At 72.2% G+C, this 19,925-nt stretch carries 17 protein-coding genes; 10 read left to right on the top strand and 7 right to left on the bottom strand.

The genetic code is table 11. From position 1 onward, the window contains the following. Nucleotides 1-17: 17 nt before the first annotated feature. On the bottom strand, nucleotides 18-965 hold the full coding sequence (locus QBL21_RS26765; RefSeq protein ID WP_407564789.1) for an esterase/lipase family protein: 948 nt from the start codon (nucleotides 963-965) through the stop codon (nucleotides 18-20). Between the two features lie 182 nt (nucleotides 966-1,147). On the opposite strand from QBL21_RS26765, the gene QBL21_RS26760 reads away from it, so the two are divergent. Next, on the top strand, nucleotides 1,148-2,770 hold the full coding sequence (locus QBL21_RS26760; protein ID WP_407564788.1) for a class I adenylate-forming enzyme family protein: 1,623 nt from the start codon (nucleotides 1,148-1,150) through the stop codon (nucleotides 2,768-2,770). 89 nt (nucleotides 2,771-2,859) lie between these two features. Here the strand turns inward: QBL21_RS26760 and QBL21_RS26755 are convergent, their stop codons facing one another. Genes QBL21_RS26755 through QBL21_RS26745 form a run of 3 tightly spaced genes read right to left on the bottom strand, consistent with a single transcriptional unit; the run spans nucleotide 2,860 to nucleotide 5,757 of the window. Next, entirely contained in the window at nucleotides 2,860-4,053 is a 1,194-nt protein-coding gene (locus QBL21_RS26755; RefSeq protein WP_407564787.1) for a benzoate/H(+) symporter BenE family transporter, read from the bottom strand. A gap of 12 nt (nucleotides 4,054-4,065) precedes the next feature. After that, nucleotides 4,066-5,016, bottom strand: a complete 951-nt coding sequence (locus QBL21_RS26750) for a UbiA family prenyltransferase (protein WP_407564786.1) — start codon at nucleotides 5,014-5,016, stop codon at nucleotides 4,066-4,068. A 9-nt stretch (nucleotides 5,017-5,025) separates the two neighbouring features. Then, complete coding sequence (locus QBL21_RS26745; RefSeq protein WP_407564785.1) at nucleotides 5,026-5,757, bottom strand: class I SAM-dependent methyltransferase; 732 nt, start codon at nucleotides 5,755-5,757, stop codon at nucleotides 5,026-5,028. 256 nt (nucleotides 5,758-6,013) lie between these two features. On the opposite strand from QBL21_RS26745, the gene QBL21_RS26740 reads away from it, so the two are divergent. The 9 genes from QBL21_RS26740 (at nucleotide 6,014) to QBL21_RS26700 (ending at nucleotide 15,981) form a co-directional block, all read left to right on the top strand. Beyond that, the gene (locus tag QBL21_RS26740; protein ID WP_407564784.1) at nucleotides 6,014-7,054 is read left to right on the top strand and encodes a Gfo/Idh/MocA family protein; all 1,041 of its coding nucleotides are present in this window, start codon (nucleotides 6,014-6,016) and stop codon (nucleotides 7,052-7,054) included. Further along, on the top strand, nucleotides 7,044-7,901 hold the full coding sequence (locus QBL21_RS26735) for a sugar phosphate isomerase/epimerase family protein (RefSeq protein ID WP_407564783.1): 858 nt from the start codon (nucleotides 7,044-7,046) through the stop codon (nucleotides 7,899-7,901). The genes QBL21_RS26740 and QBL21_RS26735 overlap by 11 nt, the downstream gene beginning before the upstream one ends. Beyond that, nucleotides 7,898-9,190 (top strand): M20/M25/M40 family metallo-hydrolase, encoded by a 1,293-nt coding sequence (locus QBL21_RS26730; protein ID WP_407564782.1) that lies wholly within the window; start codon nucleotides 7,898-7,900, stop codon nucleotides 9,188-9,190. The genes QBL21_RS26735 and QBL21_RS26730 overlap by 4 nt, the downstream gene beginning before the upstream one ends. After that, the gene (locus QBL21_RS26725) at nucleotides 9,187-10,287 is read left to right on the top strand and encodes an Ldh family oxidoreductase (RefSeq protein WP_407564781.1); all 1,101 of its coding nucleotides are present in this window, start codon (nucleotides 9,187-9,189) and stop codon (nucleotides 10,285-10,287) included. Before QBL21_RS26730 ends, QBL21_RS26725 begins: the two co-directional genes overlap by 4 nt. Then, nucleotides 10,284-11,243 carry a Gfo/Idh/MocA family protein gene (locus QBL21_RS26720; protein WP_407564780.1) on the top strand — a complete coding sequence of 320 codons (960 nt, stop codon included), beginning with the start codon at nucleotides 10,284-10,286 and terminating at the stop codon, nucleotides 11,241-11,243. The genes QBL21_RS26725 and QBL21_RS26720 overlap by 4 nt, the downstream gene beginning before the upstream one ends. Continuing rightward, nucleotides 11,240-11,647, top strand: coding sequence for a DUF6917 domain-containing protein (locus tag QBL21_RS26715; protein WP_407564779.1), 408 nt, complete (start codon nucleotides 11,240-11,242; stop codon nucleotides 11,645-11,647). The genes QBL21_RS26720 and QBL21_RS26715 overlap by 4 nt, the downstream gene beginning before the upstream one ends. Next, complete coding sequence (gene dxs / locus QBL21_RS26710) at nucleotides 11,631-13,544, top strand: 1-deoxy-D-xylulose-5-phosphate synthase (protein ID WP_407564778.1); 1,914 nt, start codon at nucleotides 11,631-11,633, stop codon at nucleotides 13,542-13,544. Before QBL21_RS26715 ends, dxs begins: the two co-directional genes overlap by 17 nt. Further along, nucleotides 13,541-14,710, top strand: a complete 1,170-nt coding sequence (gene ispG / locus QBL21_RS26705) for a flavodoxin-dependent (E)-4-hydroxy-3-methylbut-2-enyl-diphosphate synthase (protein WP_407564777.1) — start codon at nucleotides 13,541-13,543, stop codon at nucleotides 14,708-14,710. Before dxs ends, ispG begins: the two co-directional genes overlap by 4 nt. 383 nt (nucleotides 14,711-15,093) lie before the next feature. After that, the gene (locus QBL21_RS26700) at nucleotides 15,094-15,981 is read left to right on the top strand and encodes a BTAD domain-containing putative transcriptional regulator (protein WP_407564776.1); all 888 of its coding nucleotides are present in this window, start codon (nucleotides 15,094-15,096) and stop codon (nucleotides 15,979-15,981) included. Between the two features lie 340 nt (nucleotides 15,982-16,321). Here QBL21_RS26700 and QBL21_RS26695 read toward each other — a convergent pair whose 3' ends face one another. The 3 genes from QBL21_RS26695 to QBL21_RS26685 are packed head-to-tail and all read right to left on the bottom strand — an operon-like array spanning nucleotide 16,322 to nucleotide 19,898. Next, the gene (locus QBL21_RS26695) at nucleotides 16,322-17,584 is read right to left on the bottom strand and encodes a nucleotide sugar dehydrogenase (RefSeq protein ID WP_407564775.1); all 1,263 of its coding nucleotides are present in this window, start codon (nucleotides 17,582-17,584) and stop codon (nucleotides 16,322-16,324) included. Between the two features lie 11 nt (nucleotides 17,585-17,595). Beyond that, nucleotides 17,596-18,711 carry a DegT/DnrJ/EryC1/StrS family aminotransferase gene (locus QBL21_RS26690; protein WP_407564774.1) on the bottom strand — a complete coding sequence of 372 codons (1,116 nt, stop codon included), beginning with the start codon at nucleotides 18,709-18,711 and terminating at the stop codon, nucleotides 17,596-17,598. Beyond that, nucleotides 18,708-19,898: a DegT/DnrJ/EryC1/StrS family aminotransferase gene (locus QBL21_RS26685; RefSeq protein ID WP_407564773.1), complete on the bottom strand. Its 1,191-nt coding sequence runs from the start codon at nucleotides 19,896-19,898 to the stop codon at nucleotides 18,708-18,710. The genes QBL21_RS26690 and QBL21_RS26685 overlap by 4 nt, the downstream gene beginning before the upstream one ends. Nucleotides 19,899-19,925 lie beyond the last annotated feature (27 nt).

The following is a 19,925-nucleotide window of genomic DNA, read 5'->3' as shown; positions in this document are numbered from 1 at the left end:
TGCGGCGCCTGCCGGCATCAGCCGCCGAGCAGCGGACGGATCCGGGCGGAAGGCACCGGTACGGGGTGTTCGGGGTCGAGGGCGTTGAGGGTGAGCGCCAGGGCCCGGCGGTTGTAGAGGACCGCGTAGTGCTCCGAGCGGTCCTTCCGGCAGGTGTCCTGGAGCGTGATGTTGGTGACCCGCGGCCCGTCCAGGAACGCCTGGCGGTAGGACGGGGTGATGACCTTGTCGTGCTTGCTGGCGATGACGGTGTAGTCGACGCCGGGCAGGGTGTCGCCGCCCTCGTTCACCTCGCGGAGGTAGGCGGAGCCCACGACCAGTTGCGCGGTGCCGGGGACGAAGCGGTCGACGGCGCGCCGGGTGGGGCCGAAGCGGGTGAGGGCGGTGCCCATGCCGTTCGCGGTGCTGCCGTGGTTCGACGGCGACAGGCCGACGAGGGTGGCGACCTTCTCCGCCCCGCCGAACCGGCGCATGTAGTACCGGGTGACCGGGCTGCCCTGCGAGTGCGCGACGACGTCGACCTGTTCGGCGCCGGTGCGCTCCAGCACGTCGTCGACGAACCCGGCCAGCAGGCGCGCGCTCGCCACGTTGTCGCCGAGGCCCTTCAGCCCGCGGCCCGTCCTGCCGCCGTAGTTGAGCGCGAAGACGCAGTAGCCGTGGTTGACCAGCAGGGGGGAGAGCGCCGCCCAGCTCACCGCCGCCGTCATCGCCATGCCGTGCACCAGCACGACGGGCCGCGGATGCAGGTCGGTGAGCTTGCGGTCGGGGTCGTTGGCCCCGGGCGGGTCGGCGTCCGGATCGGCGAGCGACAGGGACAGCCCCGCGAGCAGGTTGTACGTGACGGGCAGGTCGTGCGGGTCCTTCCGGGGCTCGGGGGGAGGCGCGAACCTCCGCGCCACCGCCGACAGCACTCCGCCCACCCGTCGCCGTCCGCCGGTCCTGGGCACTCCTGCGACTTTCGCCACTGCGAGTCACCTTCCGCTCAGGGAGATCCCGACCAGCCATCCTGAACGCGCCCACAGGCCCGGGATAGCGGCTAATTCTTGCTAGCGGACGGGGCCCACCTGCCATGCGGATTGCCATGTCGCAGCTCGAATCGCACTCGTAGGCTGACCGGCACGACTCCGTCCGAGTGGAGGATTCAAGTATGCCCATTCGGAGACATCCGATGAACATCGGTGAGCTTTTCGACTGGCACACCGAACTCGACCGCCAGACGGTCACTTATCTCGACCGTCCTTTTGACATAGCACCGACTGGCGGTGTGCGCTATAACGCGGAATCACTGGCCACCCTGGTACGTGATTTCGCCGGCCGGCTCCATGCCGCCGGGGCGCGTTCGGGTGACCGGGTGGCCATCATCAAAGAGAACCACCTGGACATCACCCTCGCCGCGGCTTCCGCGGCCCGTATCGGCGCGCTGCCCGCCACCATCGCGGCACTCGGCGCGCCCGAGGCGCACCGGGCGATGATCGAGCGGCTCGACCCCAGCGTGGTGGTGGTCTCGCCCGCGGTGCTGGAGCGGGCCGACGCCGCCGGGGTCAAACTCGGCGGCCCGCACATGCAGTTCCTGGTCCTCGGCGAGCCGGGGCAGGGGGCGCCCGAGGGGGCGGTCACCCTCGGCGACCTGGCCGGGGCGGGGGAGGCGCCGGTGCACATGCGCGGCCCCGACGAGCCCATGCTCGTCATGCACACCTCCGGCACCACGGGCGTGCCGAAGCTGGTGGTGCACTCCGGCAACAGCCTCCTCGGCGGCGCCGCCAAGCTGGAGCGGGTGCGGATACCCGTGCTCGCCAGCAACCACAACACCGTCTACGCCTCCTCGATCTCCTTCGCCCACGGGCGCACGGTGACGTGGATGATGGGCCAGTTCTCGCTGTCCCCGCGCAAGCTCGTCGTCATCTCCCGGCACGACCCCGAGGGCGTCGCCCGGGTGCTCGCCGAGCACCGGCCCACCACGCTGGAGGCGTGCCCGAACATCTTCCAGCGCTGGGAGTCGCTCGCGCACAGGAAGCCCGAGCTGTTCCACCAGGTACGGCTGTACGTGGGCACGTTCGACGCGGTGCACCCGCGGACCGTACGCACCTTCCTGGAGGTCTCCCGGCGGCGCTTCCCGCTGTGGGCGCAGAGCTGGGGCCAGAGCGAGGCGGGGCCGATCTGCCTGACGGTCTACACCCGCCGGCAGTTGCGCCGTACCAGCGAGGCCGGCGCGGTCACCAGCCTGATCGGCCGGCCGGTGCCCGGCTTCGCCACGGTCAAGGTGGTCGACGTCGACACCGGCCGCACCCTGCCCAAGGGCGAGCCGGGGATGATGATGGTCGCCACCAAGGGCCGCTGCCTCGATTACCTCGGCGAGAGCGAGCGGTACCGCGAGAAGGCCGTCGGCAAGTGGTGGAACACCGGCGACATCGGCGAGTGGGCGGAGAACGGGCAGCTCAAGCTCATCGACCGCGAGGTCGACGTGATCCCCGGGATGAGCGGGATCGAGCTGGAGAGCATCCTGCTGGACCGGCTGCCCGACGCCTCCGACGTCACCGTGCTCGGCACGCCCGGCGAGAAGCCGGTGCCGGTGCTCTGCATGAGCGGCAGCGGCGGCCTCGACCCGCAGGCGTGGCAGCGCGCGACGGCCGACCTGCCCGACCTCGGCGAGCCCCGGGTGATCCCCTGGGAGGACGTGCCCCGCACGGCGACCTGGAAGGTCCGCCGGCTGGAGCTGCGCGAGAAGGTGCTGGGCAGCACGACGACCATCGGCACCGGCCGCTGGACGTGAGGATGCGGCGCTCCGGCGCGTAAGGCCCCCGCGGCCCGGTGTCCCCCCGGCACCTGGGCCGCGGGACGTCTCCCGGCGGCGGGCGGTGGTCAGCCCGCCCGCCGCCGGTGCAGTGCCAGGTGGGTGAGCACCCCGGCCAGTAGCCCCCAGAACGCCGCCCCTACGTCGAGGAGTTCGACGCCGGAGGCGGTGACGAGGAACGCGACCACCGCGCCGTCCAGCCGGTTCGGGTCGCGGGTGGCCGTGGCCAGCGCGCCGCCGGTCGCGCCCAGCAGCGCGATGCCGGCGATGGCCGCCACCAGCGCGGCCGGGAGCACCGCGAACAGGCCGAGGAACGTCGAGCCGAAGATCCCGACGACGAGGTAGCCCACGCCGGCCGCGACCCCGGCCCCGTACCGCCGGTCGGGGTCCGGGTGCGCGGAGGGGCCGCTGCATATGGCCGCGGTGATCGCGGCGAGGTTGAGGGCGTGCGCCCCGAACGGGGCGAGCACCAGCCAGGCGGCGCCGGTCGAGGTGACCAGGCGGTCCGCGCCCGGCCGGTAGCCCGCGGCGTTCAGCACCGCGAGCCCGGGGGCGTTCTGCGACGCCATGGTGACCAGGAAGAGCGGCAGCGCGATGCCCACCGCGGCGTCCACGGTGAACTCCGGCGTCGTGAACGACGGTACGGCCACGCTCAGCTCGCCCGACCAGGTGCCGAAGCCGCCGTCCGCGGCGGTCCACGCCAAGCCCGTGAGCAGCGCGAACGCCGTCGCCCAGGACGCGGCGAAGCGGCGTCCCGCGAGATAGGCGGCGAGCATCAGGACGACCAGCGCCAGGTCCCCGTCGGCGGTACGGAACAGCCGCAGCCCGAACTCCAGCAGGATCCCGGCCAGCGTGGCCGCCGCCACCTCCGCCGGCAGCAGCCGCATCAGGGTGCCGAAGAGCCGGCTGAGGCCCAGCAGCACGGTGAGCACGGCGGCGATCACGTACGCCCCGACCGCCTCCGCGAAGGAGTGCGTGGCCAGCGCCGTCACCAGCAGCGCCGCGCCCGGCGTCGACCACGCGGTCACCACCGGGGCGCGGTGCACCAGGCTCAGCAGCACGCAGGTCAGGCCGCTGCCCACGGACAGCGCCCAGAGCCACGACTCCAGTTGCCCCGCGCCGAGGTCCCCGGCGCGCGCGGCCTGGAGCACCACGGCCACCGGGCCGGTGTACGAGACCACGACCACGATGACGCCGGCCACCACCGTCGAGACGGTGATGGCCGGCCGCTGCTTTTCCGCCGGTGCCGCGTCAGGGGTCAAGGCGCGCTCCGGTCAGGCGTGTTCGACGAGCAGGTTGAGGCCGATCAGCACCGGCACGCCCCACCGGTGCAGCCGGATGCCCAGCAGCCGGGCCCGCAGCACCTCGTTGCGTGCCAGCCCGGAGCGGGCCTGCACGAAGCGCATCACGTACAGCGGGATCATCGGCAGCACGAACCAGAACGGCACGGCGCCGACCGCGATGCCCACGGCCACCGTCAGCGGCTCCAGCACGTGCACCGCCACCACGACGCGCCGGTAGCCGGCCGCCGTGGTGAGCGTCGCCAGGTTGCGGCGGCCGGCCAGGCGGTCGCCCTCGACGTCGTTGATGTTGGAGTAGATCGACACCAGCAGGCTCCACAGTCCCACCAGTATGGTCTCCACCACGATCAGCCCGCTGCCGGAACCGTCGATGAGCGCGAACGGCAGCAGCACCGCCAGACCCGGGGTGAGCAGCACCAGCTCCTGCCCGCCGCGGTAGCTCACCTTCAGGCCGTACGAGTACTGCACGTTGCTCAGCAGCACCACCAGCAGCACGACGGCCGCCCACGGCGGCGGGTCCGGCGCCGTGACGTACGTCAGCGACCACAGGACCAGGCCCCACAGCGCGGCGGCCCAGCCGAACCGTTCCGCCTGCCGCACCGTCAGCGCGCCGCTGAGCAGCGGCTTGCGCGAACGGTCGCGCAGCGCGCCCTGGTCCGGCGAGTAGTTGCGCTCGTCGCTGCCGTCGCGGATGCCGGTGACGTCGTCCAGCGCCACCGTGGCGGCGACCACGCCGACGTAGCCGGCGAAGTACAGCGCCAGCGTCACGTAGCTGCCCACGTCGTCGAGCCGGGACGCGGGCAGCGCCGCGACCACGATGAACGCGGCGAGGTAGTAGTCGTAGAAGGCGAGTTTGCCCAGGACGGTGTACGCCTTCAGGCGGCTGGTCGCGTCGGGGCGCGACGAGGACTCGGCTACGGTCATCGCTACCCCTCAGCGCGGCCGGCGGCCGTAGGTGGAGATGAGGATCTGGCTCAGCCAGCGGTTCGCCGGGTCGGCCATCTCCTCCAGCGCCTCGTCGATACGGGCGTCGTCGAGGAGCCCGGCGGCGGTGATCCGCGGGCGCATGAACTCCAGCCAGAGCTGGTAGTGCCGGGCCTGCGGCGAGCCGCCCTGCATCATCACCGTCCGGCCCTCCGCGGACACGTCCTCAAGACCGCACTCCAGCGCGGCCTGGAGGTCGTAGTGGCCGCCGCGGGGCTCGTGCCCCGACTCGCGCATCAGCCCGTACCCGGCCGTGCGGATGTCCTGGAGGAAGTCCTCGGAGACCACGCTGCGGAAGAGCGGCAGCGAGTCCGTGTCCTCCAGGAACAGCCAGCCGCCCGGCTTCAGGGCGGCGACCATCTTGCGGACCGCCGCGGGGCGGTCGGGAAGGTGCTGTACGAGCATGCGGGAGTGCACCAGGTCGTAACGCCCGGCCGGCAGGTCGTCGGCCGTGATGTCGACCTGGAGCACCTCGATGCCTTTTTCCTTCAGCCGCCCGAGGCGGCCGGTCTCCAGGTCGGCTGCCGTGACCTGGCCGCTGGGACCCACGAGTTCGGCGAGGCGCTCCGCGGTGCCGCCGTGACCGGCGCCCACCTCCAGCACGGACCAGCCGGCGGACACGCCGATCCGGTCGAGCCGCTCTGCCGTACCGGGATCCCAGATTGCCTCATTGGTAAGCAACCGTTCTGTCTCCTGATCCCACAGCGGGTCGAAGACATAACGCTTGGCTGCCTGCTCGGAGATGGACACACGCGCCCCCAGAGATAATCCGGTTTCGCGTTGGGAGCGTAGGAGTTGGAATTGCCGGTGGCCATGGCAAGTCCGTGTCCCCGCCCGAGAACGGGCGGCAGATATCTGCCACCGTGGGGCCCGGATTCTCCGCGTAGCCTGATGTGCCTCGCTTTCGTACGGACGATACGAACGTAAGGATGCGGTGTTGCATACATTCATCGTCGGGTTGGGACGCTCCGGCCGGGAGCTCCATCTGCCGGTGCTGCTGCGGCTGCGGCACCGGTTTCCCGAACTCTTCTCCGTGACGCCGCCGATCGGGTTCGACGTGCGGCCGGCCGACGTGCCGGACGCCGGCCGGGACCGCCGCGACGAGCACCCCGGGATCCGGACGGCCGGCTCCCTGGCCGCGGCCCGGGCGCAGCTCGACCCGGCGGCGACCCTCGTGCACGTGTGCACCCCGCCCGGCGAGCGGGCCGGCGTGCTGACCGACCTCGGCGAGCTGGGGTTCGTCAACGTCCTGGTGGAAAAGCCGCTCGCGGACACCGTCGAGGCGCTGGAGGAACTGGCGTCGGTGCGCGAGAAGTACGGGCTGCGGATGGCCGTCGTCGCGCCGTGGCTGCACAGCTCCCTCACCGAGCGGCTCGCGGCCATCGTGGAGAGCAACCGCTTCGGCCCGCTGCGGCACATCGGCATCCGGCAGCACAAGCCCCGTATCCACCGCACCCTCAACAGCCGCAGCCACGACACGGCCTTCGACGTGGAGCCGCCGCACGCCGTCGGCGTCATGCTGCGGCTGGCCGGCGACGCCGAGGTGGCCCACGCCGCCCTCACCGACGTGGACGTCGGCGGCCGGCGGGTGCCGGGCATGGGCGGGGCCGAGCTGACGCTGCGGCACGGCTCCGGGGCGGTGAGCCAACTGGAGTGCGACCTCACCTCGCCGCGCCGCGAGCGCCGGGTCGAGCTGGCCTTCGAGTCCGGCCGGGTGGTGGGCCACTACCCCGTCAGCAGCGAGGACCACTACGCCCACCTGACCGTCAGCCCGGTGGGCGGCACCCCGGCGAAGTCCGTCTTCCCCGACCTCGCCCTCGACGCCTGCCTGCTCGACACCTACCGGCACTTCGCCGGTACCGGCGGCGACGACGCCGCGCTCGACGCGCAGTTGCAGCGCCAGATGCGCGTCGTGCGGCTGCTCGACGCGGCCAAGCACATGTCCGGTTCCAGGACGGAGTCACTTGATGTCGGCTGAAACCCTCCCGCTGTGCGGCATCGGCGACGAGGCGGGCGCCTCGGCGGCGGTCCAGACCTCGGCCCTGAACGAGCTGGGCTGGCCGCTGATCGAGCTGCGCTCGGTGGACGGCACCGCCCTCGCCGACCTGGACGACACCGCCTTCGCCGACCTGGCCGCGTCCGTGCGCGCCGCCGGCCTCGGCGTGCACTGCGTCGACTCCCGGATCGCGAACTGGGCCCGCCCGGTCACCGGCGACTTCGACGAGGACCTGCGCGAGCTGGACATCCTCGCCGAGCGCTGCGCGACGCTCGGCACCCGGTACGTACGCGTCATGTCCTATCCCAACGACGGGCTGAGCCCGGGCGCGTGGCGCGCGGTGGTCCTGCGGCGCATGGCGACGCTGACCGCCCGGGCCGAGCGAGCCGGGCTCGTGCTGCTCCACGAGAACTGCGCCGGCTGGGCCGGCGCCAGCGCCGAGCGGATGCTCCAGCTCCTGCGCTACGTCGACAGCCCGGCGCTGCGCCTGGTCTTCGACACCGGCAACGGCCCGGCGTACGGCTACCGCGCCTACGACCTGCTGCCCCGGCTCACGCCGTGGATCGAGCACGTCCAGATCAAGGACGCGGTCGTCGAGGGCGACGAGATCCGCTACACGCTGCCCGGCCACGGCGAGTGCCGCGTGCTGGACTGCCTGCGCCACCTGCTGGACCGCGGCTACACCGGCGCGCTGTCGATCGAGCCGCACGTCAAGGTGCGCCCGCACGAGTCCGCGACCGCCGGCGACGACGAGACCCGGGCGGCCTTCGTCGCCTGCGGCCGGGCGCTGGAGGAACTGCTCGCGCGGATCGGCAAGGTGGCCGTATGACGGCGGGGATACGGCTGTCGCCGGCGGATCGCGAACTGCTGCTCCACCTGGTCGAGTTACCGACCGCGGGGCCGATGGAGACCGGCCCGGACGCCGGGCCGCCGCGGCTGCACGAGGCGCAGACGCTCTACGCCAAGGCCGCCGCCGAGCTGGGCTTCGAGGTGGTGCACCACGCCGCGCCGGGCCCCGAGTGGCTGGACCGCCCGGACGTGCCCGCGCAGGTGCGCGACATGGCGCGGCGGGTGGACGGGTTCCTCGACGGCCAGCCGAGCCTGGTGCTGCGGCTCGGCGGCGCGCAGCCGCCGGAGCGGACCCTCATGTTCAACGTGCACCTCGACACGGTCGCCGGCGGCCCGCCGCCGCGGCTGGCGGGCGACCGCTTCCACGGCCGCGGCGCCGTCGATGCCAAGGGCCCGGCGGTCGCGCTGCTCGCCGGGCTGCGCGCGGCGGTGGACCGGGTGCCCGGGCTCGGCACGGACGTCGGCGTCCTCGTCCAGGCGGTGGCCGGCGAAGAGGGCGGCGCCATGGGCGTCTTCGGCACCCGGCCGCTGGTCGAGCAGGGCTGGACGGGCCGTATCAACGTGTTCTGCGAGCCGACCCGCGGCCTGCTCGTGCCCCGCGCCACCGCGGCGGCCACCGCCCGCGTCGCCGTCGCCGGCACCGACTCCATCGACGACCACCCGGAGGCCGGCCACAACGCCTCCGTACTCCTCGGCTTCCTGGCCCAGCACCTGGCCCGCACCCTGCCCGGCGCGGTGACCGACGGCCGGGTCTGCGTCGCCGGGCTGCACACCGGCGACGCGCACAACAAGGTGTACGGCACCGGCGCGCTGCTGCTGAACCTGGCGTACCGCACCGCCGACGCCGGCCGCGCCCAGGAGCAGGCGCTCGAACGCGCCCTGCACGCCGGCGTCGAGGAGTTCGCCGCCGCCTTCGCCGGCCTGCCGGACTTCGCCCGTACCGCCCGCGACGCCCGCCGGATCACCGAACTGGCGTGGCTCAAGCGCGGACTGCCCGCGCTCGACAGCCGCGACCCCTGGGCGGAGCGGCTGCTGACCGGAGCCGGGCTGAGCTACGCCCCGGCCGACGCCCCCGCCTGCACCTGCGACGCCATCTGGACCCACGCCCTGCCGAACGCGCACACCGTCGTCTACGGCCCGGGAGACCTCGACGCCAACGGCGCCCACGCCGCGGACGAGTACGTCGACGCCCCGGACCTGGAGCGCTACGCCGACGGCGTCGCGTCCCTGGTGGCCGCCTTCGCCTCCGCTACGAACGGATCGTCATGACCCTGCTGCCGTATCACCAGTTGACCGACTTCACCACCGAGGTCTTCCAGGCCCACGCCGTACCCGAAGCCCGGGCCCGTACCGCCGCCGAAGCGCTCGTCTACGGCGACCTGGTGGGCATGCGCTCCCACGGCCTGGCCAACCTCACCCGCCTCTACCTGCCGCTCTTCGAGTCCGGCCGGGTGGCGCCCGCGGCCGAGCCCGCGGTGCTCGCCGACCGCGGCGCCACCGTGCTGCTCGACTCCGCCAAGGGCCTCGGCCTGTGGACCGCCGCGGAGGCCATGGACCTCGCCGTCGAGCGGGCCGGGCAGTACGGCATCGGCATGGTGTCCGTACGCGACGCGACCCACCTGGGCTGCGCCGGCTTCCACGCCGGCCGCGCCGTCGAGAGCGGCATGATCGGGCTGGTCGCCTCCAACTGCGGCCGGCAGCGCATCGCCCGCCCACCGGGCGGACGCGTCGCCATGCTCGGCACCAACCCGCTCGCCGCCGCCGCCCCGGCCGGCCCGGGGCAGGCCCCGTTCGTGCTCGACATGAGCACCACGGTCGCCCCCACCGGCAAGGTGCGCGAGGCGGCGCGGGCCGGCCGGTCCATACCCGAGGGCTGGCTCCAGGACGCCGACGGCCGCTGGGTGACGGACCCGCACGCGCTCGACCGCGGCGAAGCCTTCCCGCTCTTCCTCGGCGGCCACCCGGAGACCGGCGGCTACAAGGGCTACGGCCTGGCGCTGCTGGTCGAGGTGCTGGCCGCGCTGGTGCCCGGCGCCGGACTCGGCCCCGACCCCGAGGCGTACGCCGGCACCGGCGGCCCGAGCGGCCGGGACGACGACATCGGCTTCTTCGTGCTGGCCGTCGCCCCCGCCACGCTCCGCCCCGAGCAGGACTTCACCCGCCAGGCGGCCGGGCTCTTCGCCGCCCTCACCGGCAGCCCGACGCTGCCGGGGACCGACCGCGTCGCCTACCCCGGCTGCCGCGAGGCGGACCTGAAGACCGCGGCACTGGCCGAGGGCGTGCCCGTGGCGGACGCGCTCCTCGGTGAACTGCGCTCCGTCGCCGACGACCTGGGGCTGAAGCTCCCGGAGGGAGACCAGAAATGACCGGTGACGAGACGACCCGCCCGCTGCGCATCGGGCTGATCGGCCTGGGCGTCATCTCGCGCTTCTACGCCGCCGCCCTGGAGCGGTTGCCCGAGGTCGAGCTGGCCGCGGTGTGCGACCTGCGGGACGAGGCGCTGGCCCCGTACCGGGACCGCGTCCCCTGCTACACGAGCCACAAGGACCTGCTCGCGGCCGGCGGCCTGGACGCCGCCGTGGTCAACGTGCCCAACGACGCCCACGCCGCGGTCTGCGGCGACCTCGTCGCCGCCGGGCTGCCGGTGTGCGTGGAGAAGCCGCTGGCCACCCGGCTGTCGGACGGCCGCGCCCTGGTGCGCGCCGCCCGCGCCCGGAAGGTCGTGCTCTTCACCGCCTTCCACCGCCGCTACAACGGCAACGCGCTCGCGCTGCTGGAGGCGATCCCGCCCGGCGTCGGCATCGAGTGGATGGTCGTGCGCTACCTGGAGAAGATCGAGGAGCACGCGGGCGCGGACGCCTGGTACCTCGACGCCGACCGCTGCGGCGGCGGCTGCGTCGCCGACAACGGGCCCAACGCCTTCGACACCGTGCGCCAGTTCCTCGGCCCGGTCGAGCTGGAGAGCGCCGAGGTGGTACGCGACGAGGCCGGCACCGACCGGCAGGCGAAGGTCTCGCTGACCGCCGCCTCCGGCGCCCGCGGCCGGGTGGAGCTGGACTGGTCGTACGAGGGCGAGCGCAAGGACATCACGCTCCGGCTCACCGACGGCTCCCTGCACAGCGCCGACATGCTCGACGGCTACCCCGAGTTCAAGCAGTCGCTGTGGCACGAGTACCGCGGCATCGTCGCCGACTTCGCGCAGGCCGTACGCGGCCGCGAGGACCGCGCCGAGGGCGGGCTCGCGGCGCTGGAGCTGGTCGCCGAGATCTACCGCAGGGAGAGCCCCGCGGGCGATCCGAAGACGACGGGAGCACTGAGGTGAACGCGCAGGAGGACGGCGACAAGCTGACGGTCTCCGGGCGGCTGGTGAAGATCCTCGTCCACCGCCGCGAGGACCGCGGCATGGAGGTGGACGAGTGGGCCAGCCGCTGTGTCCGCCGCGGCGAGGTGCACGAACTCGTCACCACCGACCAGCACGACACCACCACCGGCGCGCGCGTGGACCGCGTCGGGTTCCTCGGCTTCGTGGAGATCGCCGGCGCCGGCGTCATCGACCGCGGCGACGCGGTGCTCGTCGACGGCAAGCCGGTCGGCTGGGTCCTCGGCTTCGACTCCTGCCACTTCCCCAACCACTACAACATCCTCATCGCGGTCGACGTGACCCTCACCGGCCGGGACCTCGGCCTGCAACCGACCATGGAGGTGTCCTTTGGCCCCCAGCCGTGACCACGACACCGCGCGGGGCGCCCCGTCCCCCGTACTCCAGGACATCCGCGGCCCGGAGGAGCTGCGCCGGCTGAACCCGGAGCAGCTCGGCGCACTCGCCGGCGAGATCCGCGACTTCCTCGTCGACGCGGTCTCGCGCACCGGCGGCCACCTGGGGCCGAACCTGGGGGTCGTGGAGCTGACCATCGCGCTGCACCGGGTGTTCGACTCGCCCAAGGACCGGATCATCTGGGACACCGGCCACCAGGCGTACGTACACAAACTGCTCACCGGCCGCCAGGACTTCTCCCGCCTGCGCAAGCGCGGCGGCCTGTCCGGCTACCCCTCGCCGGCCGAGTCCGCCCACGACTTCGTGGAGAACTCGCACGCCTCGACCGCCCTCTCGCACGCCGACGGCGCCGCCAAGGCCAACCGGCTGCGCGGCCTGGACGACCGGCACGTGGTCGCCGTCATCGGCGACGGCGCGCTGACCGGCGGCATGGCCTGGGAGGCGCTGAACAACATCGCCGTCGACGAGGACCTGCCGCTGGTCATCGTCGTCAACGACAACGGCCGCTCCTACGCGCCCACCCTCGGCGGCCTCGCCCACCACCTGTCCACGCTGCGCACCAGCAGCGGCTACGAGCGGTTCCTCGCCTGGGGCAAGGACACCGTCCGGCAGACCCCGGTGATCGGCGACGCGCTCTTCGAGAGCCTGCACGGCATGAAGAAGGGGCTGAAGGACTTCGTCGCCCCGCAGGGCATGTTCGAGGACCTGGGCCTGAAGTACCTCGGCCCCGTCGACGGCCACGACATCGAGGCCGTCGAGACCGCGCTCCGCCAGGCCCGGGGGTTCGGCGGCCCGGTGATCGTGCACTGCATCACGCGCAAGGGCGAGGGCTACCCGGCGGCCGAGCAGGACGAGGCGGACCGCTTCCACGCCGTCAGCGCCGCCAGGCCCGCGGGCGCCACCGGCGCCCCCGCGACCTCCTGGACGTCGGTCTTCGCCGACGAGATCGTCAAGCTGGGCGCCGAGCGCGACGACCTGGTCGCGCTGACCGCCTCGATGCTGCGGCCCGTGGGGCTCAAGGACTTCCAGACGGCGTACCCGGACCGGGTCTTCGACGTCGGCATCGCCGAGCAGCACGCGGTCACCTGCGCCGCGGGCCTCGCGCTCGGCGGGCTGCACCCGGTCGTGGCGGTGTACGCGACGTTCCTCAACCGGGCCTTCGACCAACTGCTGATGGACGTGGCCCTGCACCGCCACGCCGTCACCTTCGTGCTCGACCGGGCCGGCGTCACCGGCGACGACGGCCCGAGCCACAACGGCATGTGGGACCTGTCCGTACTCCAGGTCGTCCCCGGTCTGCGGATCGCCGCGCCGCGCGACGCCACCCGGCTGCGCGCGCTGCTGCACGAGGCCGTGGCCGTCACAGAAGGGCCGACCGTGGTGCGCTTCCCCAAGGGCGCGGCGCCCGCGGACGCCGAGGCCGTCGGCACGGTCGGCGGCATCGACGTGCTGGCCCGCGCCGAGGGCGAGCCGCAGGTGCTGCTCGTGGCCGTCGGCCCGATGGCCGGGCTGTGCCTGGAGGCCGCCGGACTGCTCGCCGCGCGCGGCGTACGCGCCACGGTGGTCGACCCGCGCTGGGTCAAGCCGCTGCCCGCGGAGCTGGTGGACCTCGCCGCCGGGCACCGGCTGGTCGCCGTCGTGGAGGACGGCGTCGAGGCGGGCGGCGTCGCCGGCGCGGTCACCGCCGAGCTGACCCGGGCCGGCGTCCGGGTGCCGAGCCTCGGCTTCGGCCTGCCGGTCCGCTTCCCCGACCACGCCAGCCGGGCGGAGGTCCTCAAGGAGTCGGGGCTGACCGCCGCGGCCGTCGCCGAACGCATCGCCTCGACCCTGGGTGAGGAGCCCTCATGACCGCCGTATCGCTGGGTATGCCGTCCGTTCCGCTGAAGCTGTCCGAGCGCCGGGTGAGCCGGCAGCTCCAGGTCGGCACGGTGGCCGTGGGCGGGGACGCGCCCGTGTCGGTGCAGTCGATGACGACGACCCGTACCTCGGACATCGGGGCGACGCTCCAGCAGATCGCCGAACTGACCGCGTCGGGCTGCCAGATCGTACGGGTCGCGTGCCCGACCCAGGACGACGCCGACGCGCTGGCCGTGATCGCGAAGAAGTCGCAGATCCCGGTGATCGCGGACATCCACTTCCAGCCGAAGTACGTGTTCGCGGCGATCGACGCGGGCTGCGCGGCGGTGCGGGTCAACCCCGGGAACATCAAGAAGTTCGACGACCAGGTGAAGGAGATCGCGCAGGCGGCCTCCGCCGCGGGGACGCCGATCCGGATCGGCGTCAACGCGGGCTCGCTGGACAAGCGGCTGCTGGCGAAGTACGGGAAGGCGACGCCCGAGGCGCTGGTGGAGTCGGCGCTGTGGGAGTGCTCCCTCTTCGAGGAGCACGGTTTCCGGGACATCAAGATCTCCGTCAAGCACAATGATCCCGTGGTGATGGTCAGCGCGTACCGGCAACTGGCGGCGCAGTGCGACTACCCGCTGCACCTGGGCGTGACCGAGGCGGGACCGGCGTTCCAGGGGACCGTCAAGTCGGCCGTCGCCTTCGGGGCGCTGCTGAGCGACGGGATCGGGGACACGATCCGGGTGTCGCTGTCGGCGCCGCCGGTGGAGGAGGTCAAGGTCGGTGCCCAGATCCTGGAGTCGCTGGGGTTGCGGGAGCGCCGGCTGGAGATCGTGTCGTGTCCGTCGTGCGGGCGCGCGCAGGTCGACGTCTACAAACTGGCCGACGAGGTGACCGCCGGACTCGACGGCATGGAGGTCCCGTTGCGGGTGGCCGTGATGGGGTGCGTCGTCAACGGCCCCGGGGAGGCCCGGGAGGCGGACCTCGGCGTGGCGTCGGGCAACGGCAAGGGCCAGATCTTCGTCAAGGGCGAGGTGATCAAGACCGTGCCCGAGTCGAAGATCGTGGAGACTCTGATCGACGAGGCGATGAAGATCGCCGAGCAGATGGAGAAGGACGGCACCGCGCCCGGCGGCGCCGGCGAGCCGCACGTGGAGGTGGTCACCGGATAGTACTGTCGGCGCGCCTTTCTGATTCGCCTCCATGCGGCGGCCGTCCGGGTGCGTGTCCACGCGCTGAAGTGCGGCAGGTGTGGGGCTGAAGAACTGATGGCGGCCGACTGGATGCCGGGTGGTGCTCCGGAACCACCGCAGGTCGGGCGGGTGACCGCTGACCGCGAATGAGTAGTTCGACTTGTACCAGGGAACAGCATCCGTCGCGAGGGCTCGGCATTGATCAATGGACCTGGTAACGTGGTTAGCTTGTGAAACCGCTTGTGCCGAACGGCGTGTTCGGTTACGCTCCCGTTAGATCTCAGAGAGATTATCACGGGGGAGTGATCATCGATCGAGCCTCCGCTCACGTGCACGAGTTATCGGAAGGGTTCGAGAACGCGATGGAATTTTCCGTACTCGGTCCACTGCGCATGCACGAACAGGGGCGTTCTTATACCCCGACAGCGCCCAAACAACGACAACTCCTATCCTTACTCCTGCTCAACGCCAACCAGGTTGTTTCGACGCGCACGTGCATCGAGGAACTCTGGGAGGACACCCCGCCCAACACCGCGCTTTCGACCGTCCAGTCCTACATCCTCCAACTGAGGCGCATCCTGCGCCGGGTGCCGAGGGTGGGCAGCCTCCAGGCGGCCCGCAGGATCCTGGAGACGCGCGACGGCGGGTACCTGCTCACGGTGCGCGGAGACGAGCTGGACACCTACAAGTTCGCCACGCTGGTCGCGCGTGGGCGGGCGAAGCTGCATGTGGACGACGTTGCGGCGGCCGATCTGCTCGGCCAGGCGCTGGCGTTGTGGCAGGGTTCGGTCCTGGCGGACGTCCAGGCCGGGCCGGTGCTGCGGGCGTACGCGGTGGGCCTGGAAGAGGACCGCATGAGCGTCCAGGAGCAGCGCATCGACGCCGACCTGCGGCTCGGCCGGCACCGGGAGGTGCTCGGCGAGCTGAGTTCCCTCACCACCAAGCTGCCGACGCGGGAGAGCCTTCAGGCCCGGCTGATCCTGGCGATGTACCGGTCCGGCTGGCGCAGCCAGGCACTGGAGGTCATCCACCGGCTGCGCAAGACGCTCCGCGAGGAGCTGGGTCTGGAGCCCTCGCCGATGATTCGGCATCTCCAGCAGGCGGTACTGACGTGCGATCCGGAATTGGACGATCTGTCGCGCGGTTCCGAACTGACCAAGGCGGATGCCGCGAGCCAACTGGACGCCCTCACGCCGGCGAGTCTTGAGCGGCACGCGCTGGCGTCGGCCGCCTTCGGCAGAGAGGTTTAGCGGAGCCTGGATTCCGCTTGCAAGAGAAACGCACCTTTGGGGTTGTGTCGAGGTTGGGGAGGACCTCGAGGTGATACCCCAAGGGTGCTTTTTCTACGTCTGCGGGGAGGGCCGGCGGGGCCGCGATAAAGGATGCGTTGCCGAGGACGGGACACCGGCGCGGGACCGATGAAGGCCCTGCGCCGGACGGCTCGGTGAAATTGCAAAAGAAGTGACGGAACCGAGAGATTCGATTCCGGTCCGGATATTCGTCCCCCGGAGAAATCCGGGGGGCGAATCCGTTATTCCGTCACCATCCGCTCATCCCGCGCGGCCCGCCGGCCGTGGCACGGGGGAGCGTTCAGATGGATTCCACATTGGCCGCGGCCGGCACCCGGTGCCGGCAGTCGAAGACATAGCCGGCCTCCTCGACGATGTGCGTGTAGTCGAAGTCGTCGTGGTCCGTGGCGATCAGCACCACGTGCGCCGCGCGGATCTCCTCGTCCGAGACCTCCACCCGCACGATCCCCGTGTGCCCCGGGTCCTCCGAGACCACCGGGTCCGCGACCCGCACCTCGGCGCCCTCCGCGACGAGCTTCTCCGCGACGCGCACCGCGGGCGACTCCCGTACGTCCCCGGTGTTCGGCTTGTACGCCAGCCCCAGCATCAGCACCCGGGCGCCGTTGAGCGTCTGCCCGCGCTTGCCGAGGCCCCGGGTGAGCCGGCGGACCACGTACTCGGGCATCTGGGTGTTGAGTTCGTCGGCCAGCGCGACCATCCGGAACGGCTTGCTGAGCGCCTGCTCCACCTTCCAGGACAGGTACAGCGGGTCCACCGGCAGGCAGTGGCCGCCGACCCCGGGGCCCGGGGTGAAGCGCATGAAGCCGAACGGCTTGGTGGCGGCGATGTCCAGCGCCTGCCAGACGTCCACGCCGAGCGCCTCGGCGTGCATGGCCAGCTCGTTGACCAGGGCGATGTTGACGTGCCGGAAGGTGTTCTCCAGCACCTTGGCCATCTCGGCCACGCGGGTCGAGGGGGCGGGGACGACCTCGTCCACGATCGAGCCGTAGAAGTCGGTCAGCCGCTGCCGCGAGCGCTCGTCCACCCCGGCCACGACCTTCGGCGTGGTGGTGAACGTCCACCGGGTGTTCCCCGGGTCGATGCGCTCGGGGCTGTAGCCGAGGTGGAAGTCCGTGCCCGGCGCCAGCCCGGAGAGCCGCTCCAGCAGCGGCGCGAGGACGTCGTGCGTGGTCCCCGGGTAGCTGGTCGACTCCAGCGAGACCGCCGCCCCCGGCCGCAGCCAGCGGGCGAGGATGCCGCCGGCGGACTCGATGTACGACAGGTCCGGCAGACCGTCGCGCATCGGGGTGGGCACGGTGATCACCGCGATGTCGAAGCCCGCCAGGTCGTCCTGCTCCATCGTGGGCCGGTAGGCCCCGCTGTCCAGCAGCGCCGCGAGCCGCGCGGAGTCGATGTCGCCGACGTACGACTCGCCCACCGCGAGCTTCTTGACCCGGGCCTCGTCGACCTCGAAGCCGACGACCTCGTACCCGCGCTCCGCGGCGGCGACGGCCAGCGGCAGGCCCACGTAGCCCTGCCCCATCACGACGACCTTGGTGCCCATGCCCGTTCCCCCTAGTCGAAGAATTCGCACACTGAATCCGCTATGAACTCCACCTGGAAGTCCGTGAGATGAGGCCAGATCGGGATCGCCAGGTTCCGCGCGCTGACCTGCCGGGCCCGCGGCCAGTCCGCCCCCTCGGGGGCGTACTTCGCGAAGGCCGGCTGGAGCGGCAGCGGCACCGGGTAGTAGATGTGCGAGCCGATCTGCTTCTCGGTGAGCCAGGCGCGCAGATCCTCGCGCCGCTCGACGAGCAGCGAGTACACGTAGTAGCAGCGGCCGTTGCGGCCCGCGGGCGGCGCGACGAGGCCGCGGTCGGCGAGCGGGGCGAACCGCTCGGTGTAGTAGTCGGCGATCCGGGCCCGGCGCTCCAGGCGGTCCTCGAAGCCGGCCATCCGGTGCAGTTGGAAGGCGGCGAGGATCTCGTCGAAGCGGCTGTTCTGGCCGATCGCGTGGTGCAGGAACCGGGTGATGCCGTCCTGGCCGTGGTTGCGGAGCATCCGCACCCTGCGGGCCAGCTCCTCGTCGTCCGTCAGCACCATGCCGCCTTCGCCGGCCGTGCCGAACGCCTTGACCTGGAAGTAGGAGAAGACCCCGAGGTCGCCCCAGGCGCCGGACGGGGTGCCGTCGAGGATCGCGCCCTGGGCGACCGCGGCGTCCTCGATCACCTTCAGCCCGTGCGCCCGGCCGATCTTGTTCATGGCCGGCATGTCGGCCATGATCGAGAAGACGTGCGCGGGCATCAGGGCGCGGGTGCGCTCGGTGATCAGCTCCTCGGTGCTCGCCGGGTCCATCACCATGGTGTGCGGGTCGACGTCGGCGAAGACCGGCGTCGCGCCGAGGTTCGCCACCGAACTGGCCACCGGCTGGCAGCAGAAGGCCGGGACGATGACCTCGTCGCCGGGGCCCACGCCCACGGCCTGGACGGCGAGGTTGAGCCCGCCGGTCCCGCTGGAGCAGGCGATGACGTGCTCGACGCCCGCCGCGGCGGCCGTCTCGCGTTCGAGCTGCGCGGTGCGCCGGCCGAGGATGAACTTCTGCTCCTCGTCGGTGCCCACCTCGAACAGCAGGTCCAAGAACGCCTGCCGGTCCTTCTCGAAGAGGTCGTCGGGGAAGAACGGGATGGTCACCGGCCAGCACCTCCGGCGTAGAAGTCGGCGATGGCCCGGCACACCACGTCCACCTGGTCCTCGGTGAGGTCCGGGTAGAAGGGCAGGGCCAGCGTGCGCTTGCACGTCCGCTCCGCGACCGGCAGCGAACCCTCGGGGTGCTCGGGCCCGGCGTAGCACGGCTGGAGATGGAGCGGGCGGGGGTAGTACGTCTCGGTGCCGATGCCGCGGGCCGTCAGGTGCTCGACGAGCGCGTCCCGCTGCTCGACCTCGATGAGGTACACGTAGAACACCGGGTCGGAGGCCGCGGAACGGGGCACCAGGCGGGGCAGGGAGTGGATGCCCTCCTGCCCGCGCAGCCGCTCGTCGTACGCGGCGGCGAGCTCCCTGCGCCGGACGATGTCGGCGTCCAGCCGGGTCAGCTTGGCCAGCAGCACGGCGGCCTGGATGTCGTCCATCTTGCTGTTGGTGCCGGAGACGCCGGAGAGGTTGGAGATGCCGGCGATGTGGTCCAGCGTCTTCCCCATCCGCCCGTGGTGGCGCAGGATCGCGGCCTGCTGGGCGAGGTCCTCGTCGTCCGTGAGGATCATGCCGGCGTCGCCGAGCGCGCCGAGGGTCTTGGTGGGGAAGAAGGACAGCACCCCGCCGGCGCCCAGCAGTCCGGCGTGTACGCCGTCCCAGCGCATGCCGATGCCCTCCGCGCTGTCCTCCAGCAGCTTCAGGTCGTGGCGGCGCGCGAGGTCCGTCAGCCGGTCCATCGGGGCGAGCTGGTGGAACAGGTGCACCGGCATCACCGCGCGGGTCCGCTCGGTGACCAGGGACTCCGCCGAGTCCGGGTCCATGGCGTAGTCGCCGTCCGCCGTGATGTCGGCGAAGACGGGACGGGCGCCGGCCATCGAGACGGCGGACGCGGAGGCGAAGAAGGTGAACGTGGGCACGATGACCTCGTCACCCGGGCCGATACCGGCGGCCCGGAGCAGGAGGACGAGGGCGTCGGTGCCGCTGTTCACCCCGAGGGCGTGCCGGGCGCCGGTGTACTCGGCGATGGCGCGCTCCAACTGCCCGACCTGTCGGCCGTGGGAGTATTTGCCCCGGTCGAAGACGGCGTTGATGTGGTCGCTGATCAGCGGCCACAACTCGGTGAAACTCCGTGCCTGGGAGAAGAACGGCACAGGTGGGGCCGCCGTTTCGGATTGGGTGAGCACCATACGGGTCAGCGTAGGGAGCGCCCCTGG

Source organism: Streptomyces sp. 184 (genome assembly GCF_045781775.1).
In the GTDB taxonomy this organism is placed as follows: domain Bacteria; phylum Actinomycetota; class Actinomycetes; order Streptomycetales; family Streptomycetaceae; genus Streptomyces.
The sequence above is the reverse complement of the archived record's forward strand: the minus strand, read 5'-3'. Positions and strand labels throughout refer to the sequence as shown.

What these genes read in the sequence shown, in the direction of transcription:
- QBL21_RS26695 (WP_407564775.1), bottom strand. Translation starts at nt 17,584, where the DNA reads ATGGGCACCAAGGTCGTCGTGATGGGGCAGGGCTACGTGGGCCTGCCG.
- QBL21_RS26685 (WP_407564773.1), bottom strand. Translation starts at nt 19,898, where the DNA reads ATGGTGCTCACCCAATCCGAAACGGCGGCCCCACCTGTGCCGTTCTTC.
- QBL21_RS26720 (WP_407564780.1), top strand. Translation starts at nt 10,284, where the DNA reads ATGACCGGTGACGAGACGACCCGCCCGCTGCGCATCGGGCTGATCGGC.
- QBL21_RS26750 (WP_407564786.1), bottom strand. Translation starts at nt 5,016, where the DNA reads ATGACCGTAGCCGAGTCCTCGTCGCGCCCCGACGCGACCAGCCGCCTG.
- QBL21_RS26735 (WP_407564783.1), top strand. Translation starts at nt 7,044, where the DNA reads ATGTCGGCTGAAACCCTCCCGCTGTGCGGCATCGGCGACGAGGCGGGC.
- ispG (WP_407564777.1), top strand. Translation starts at nt 13,541, where the DNA reads ATGACCGCCGTATCGCTGGGTATGCCGTCCGTTCCGCTGAAGCTGTCC.
- QBL21_RS26700 (WP_407564776.1), top strand. Translation starts at nt 15,094, where the DNA reads ATGGAATTTTCCGTACTCGGTCCACTGCGCATGCACGAACAGGGGCGT.
- QBL21_RS26730 (WP_407564782.1), top strand. Translation starts at nt 7,898, where the DNA reads ATGACGGCGGGGATACGGCTGTCGCCGGCGGATCGCGAACTGCTGCTC.
- QBL21_RS26760 (WP_407564788.1), top strand. Translation starts at nt 1,148, where the DNA reads ATGCCCATTCGGAGACATCCGATGAACATCGGTGAGCTTTTCGACTGG.
- QBL21_RS26725 (WP_407564781.1), top strand. Translation starts at nt 9,187, where the DNA reads ATGACCCTGCTGCCGTATCACCAGTTGACCGACTTCACCACCGAGGTC.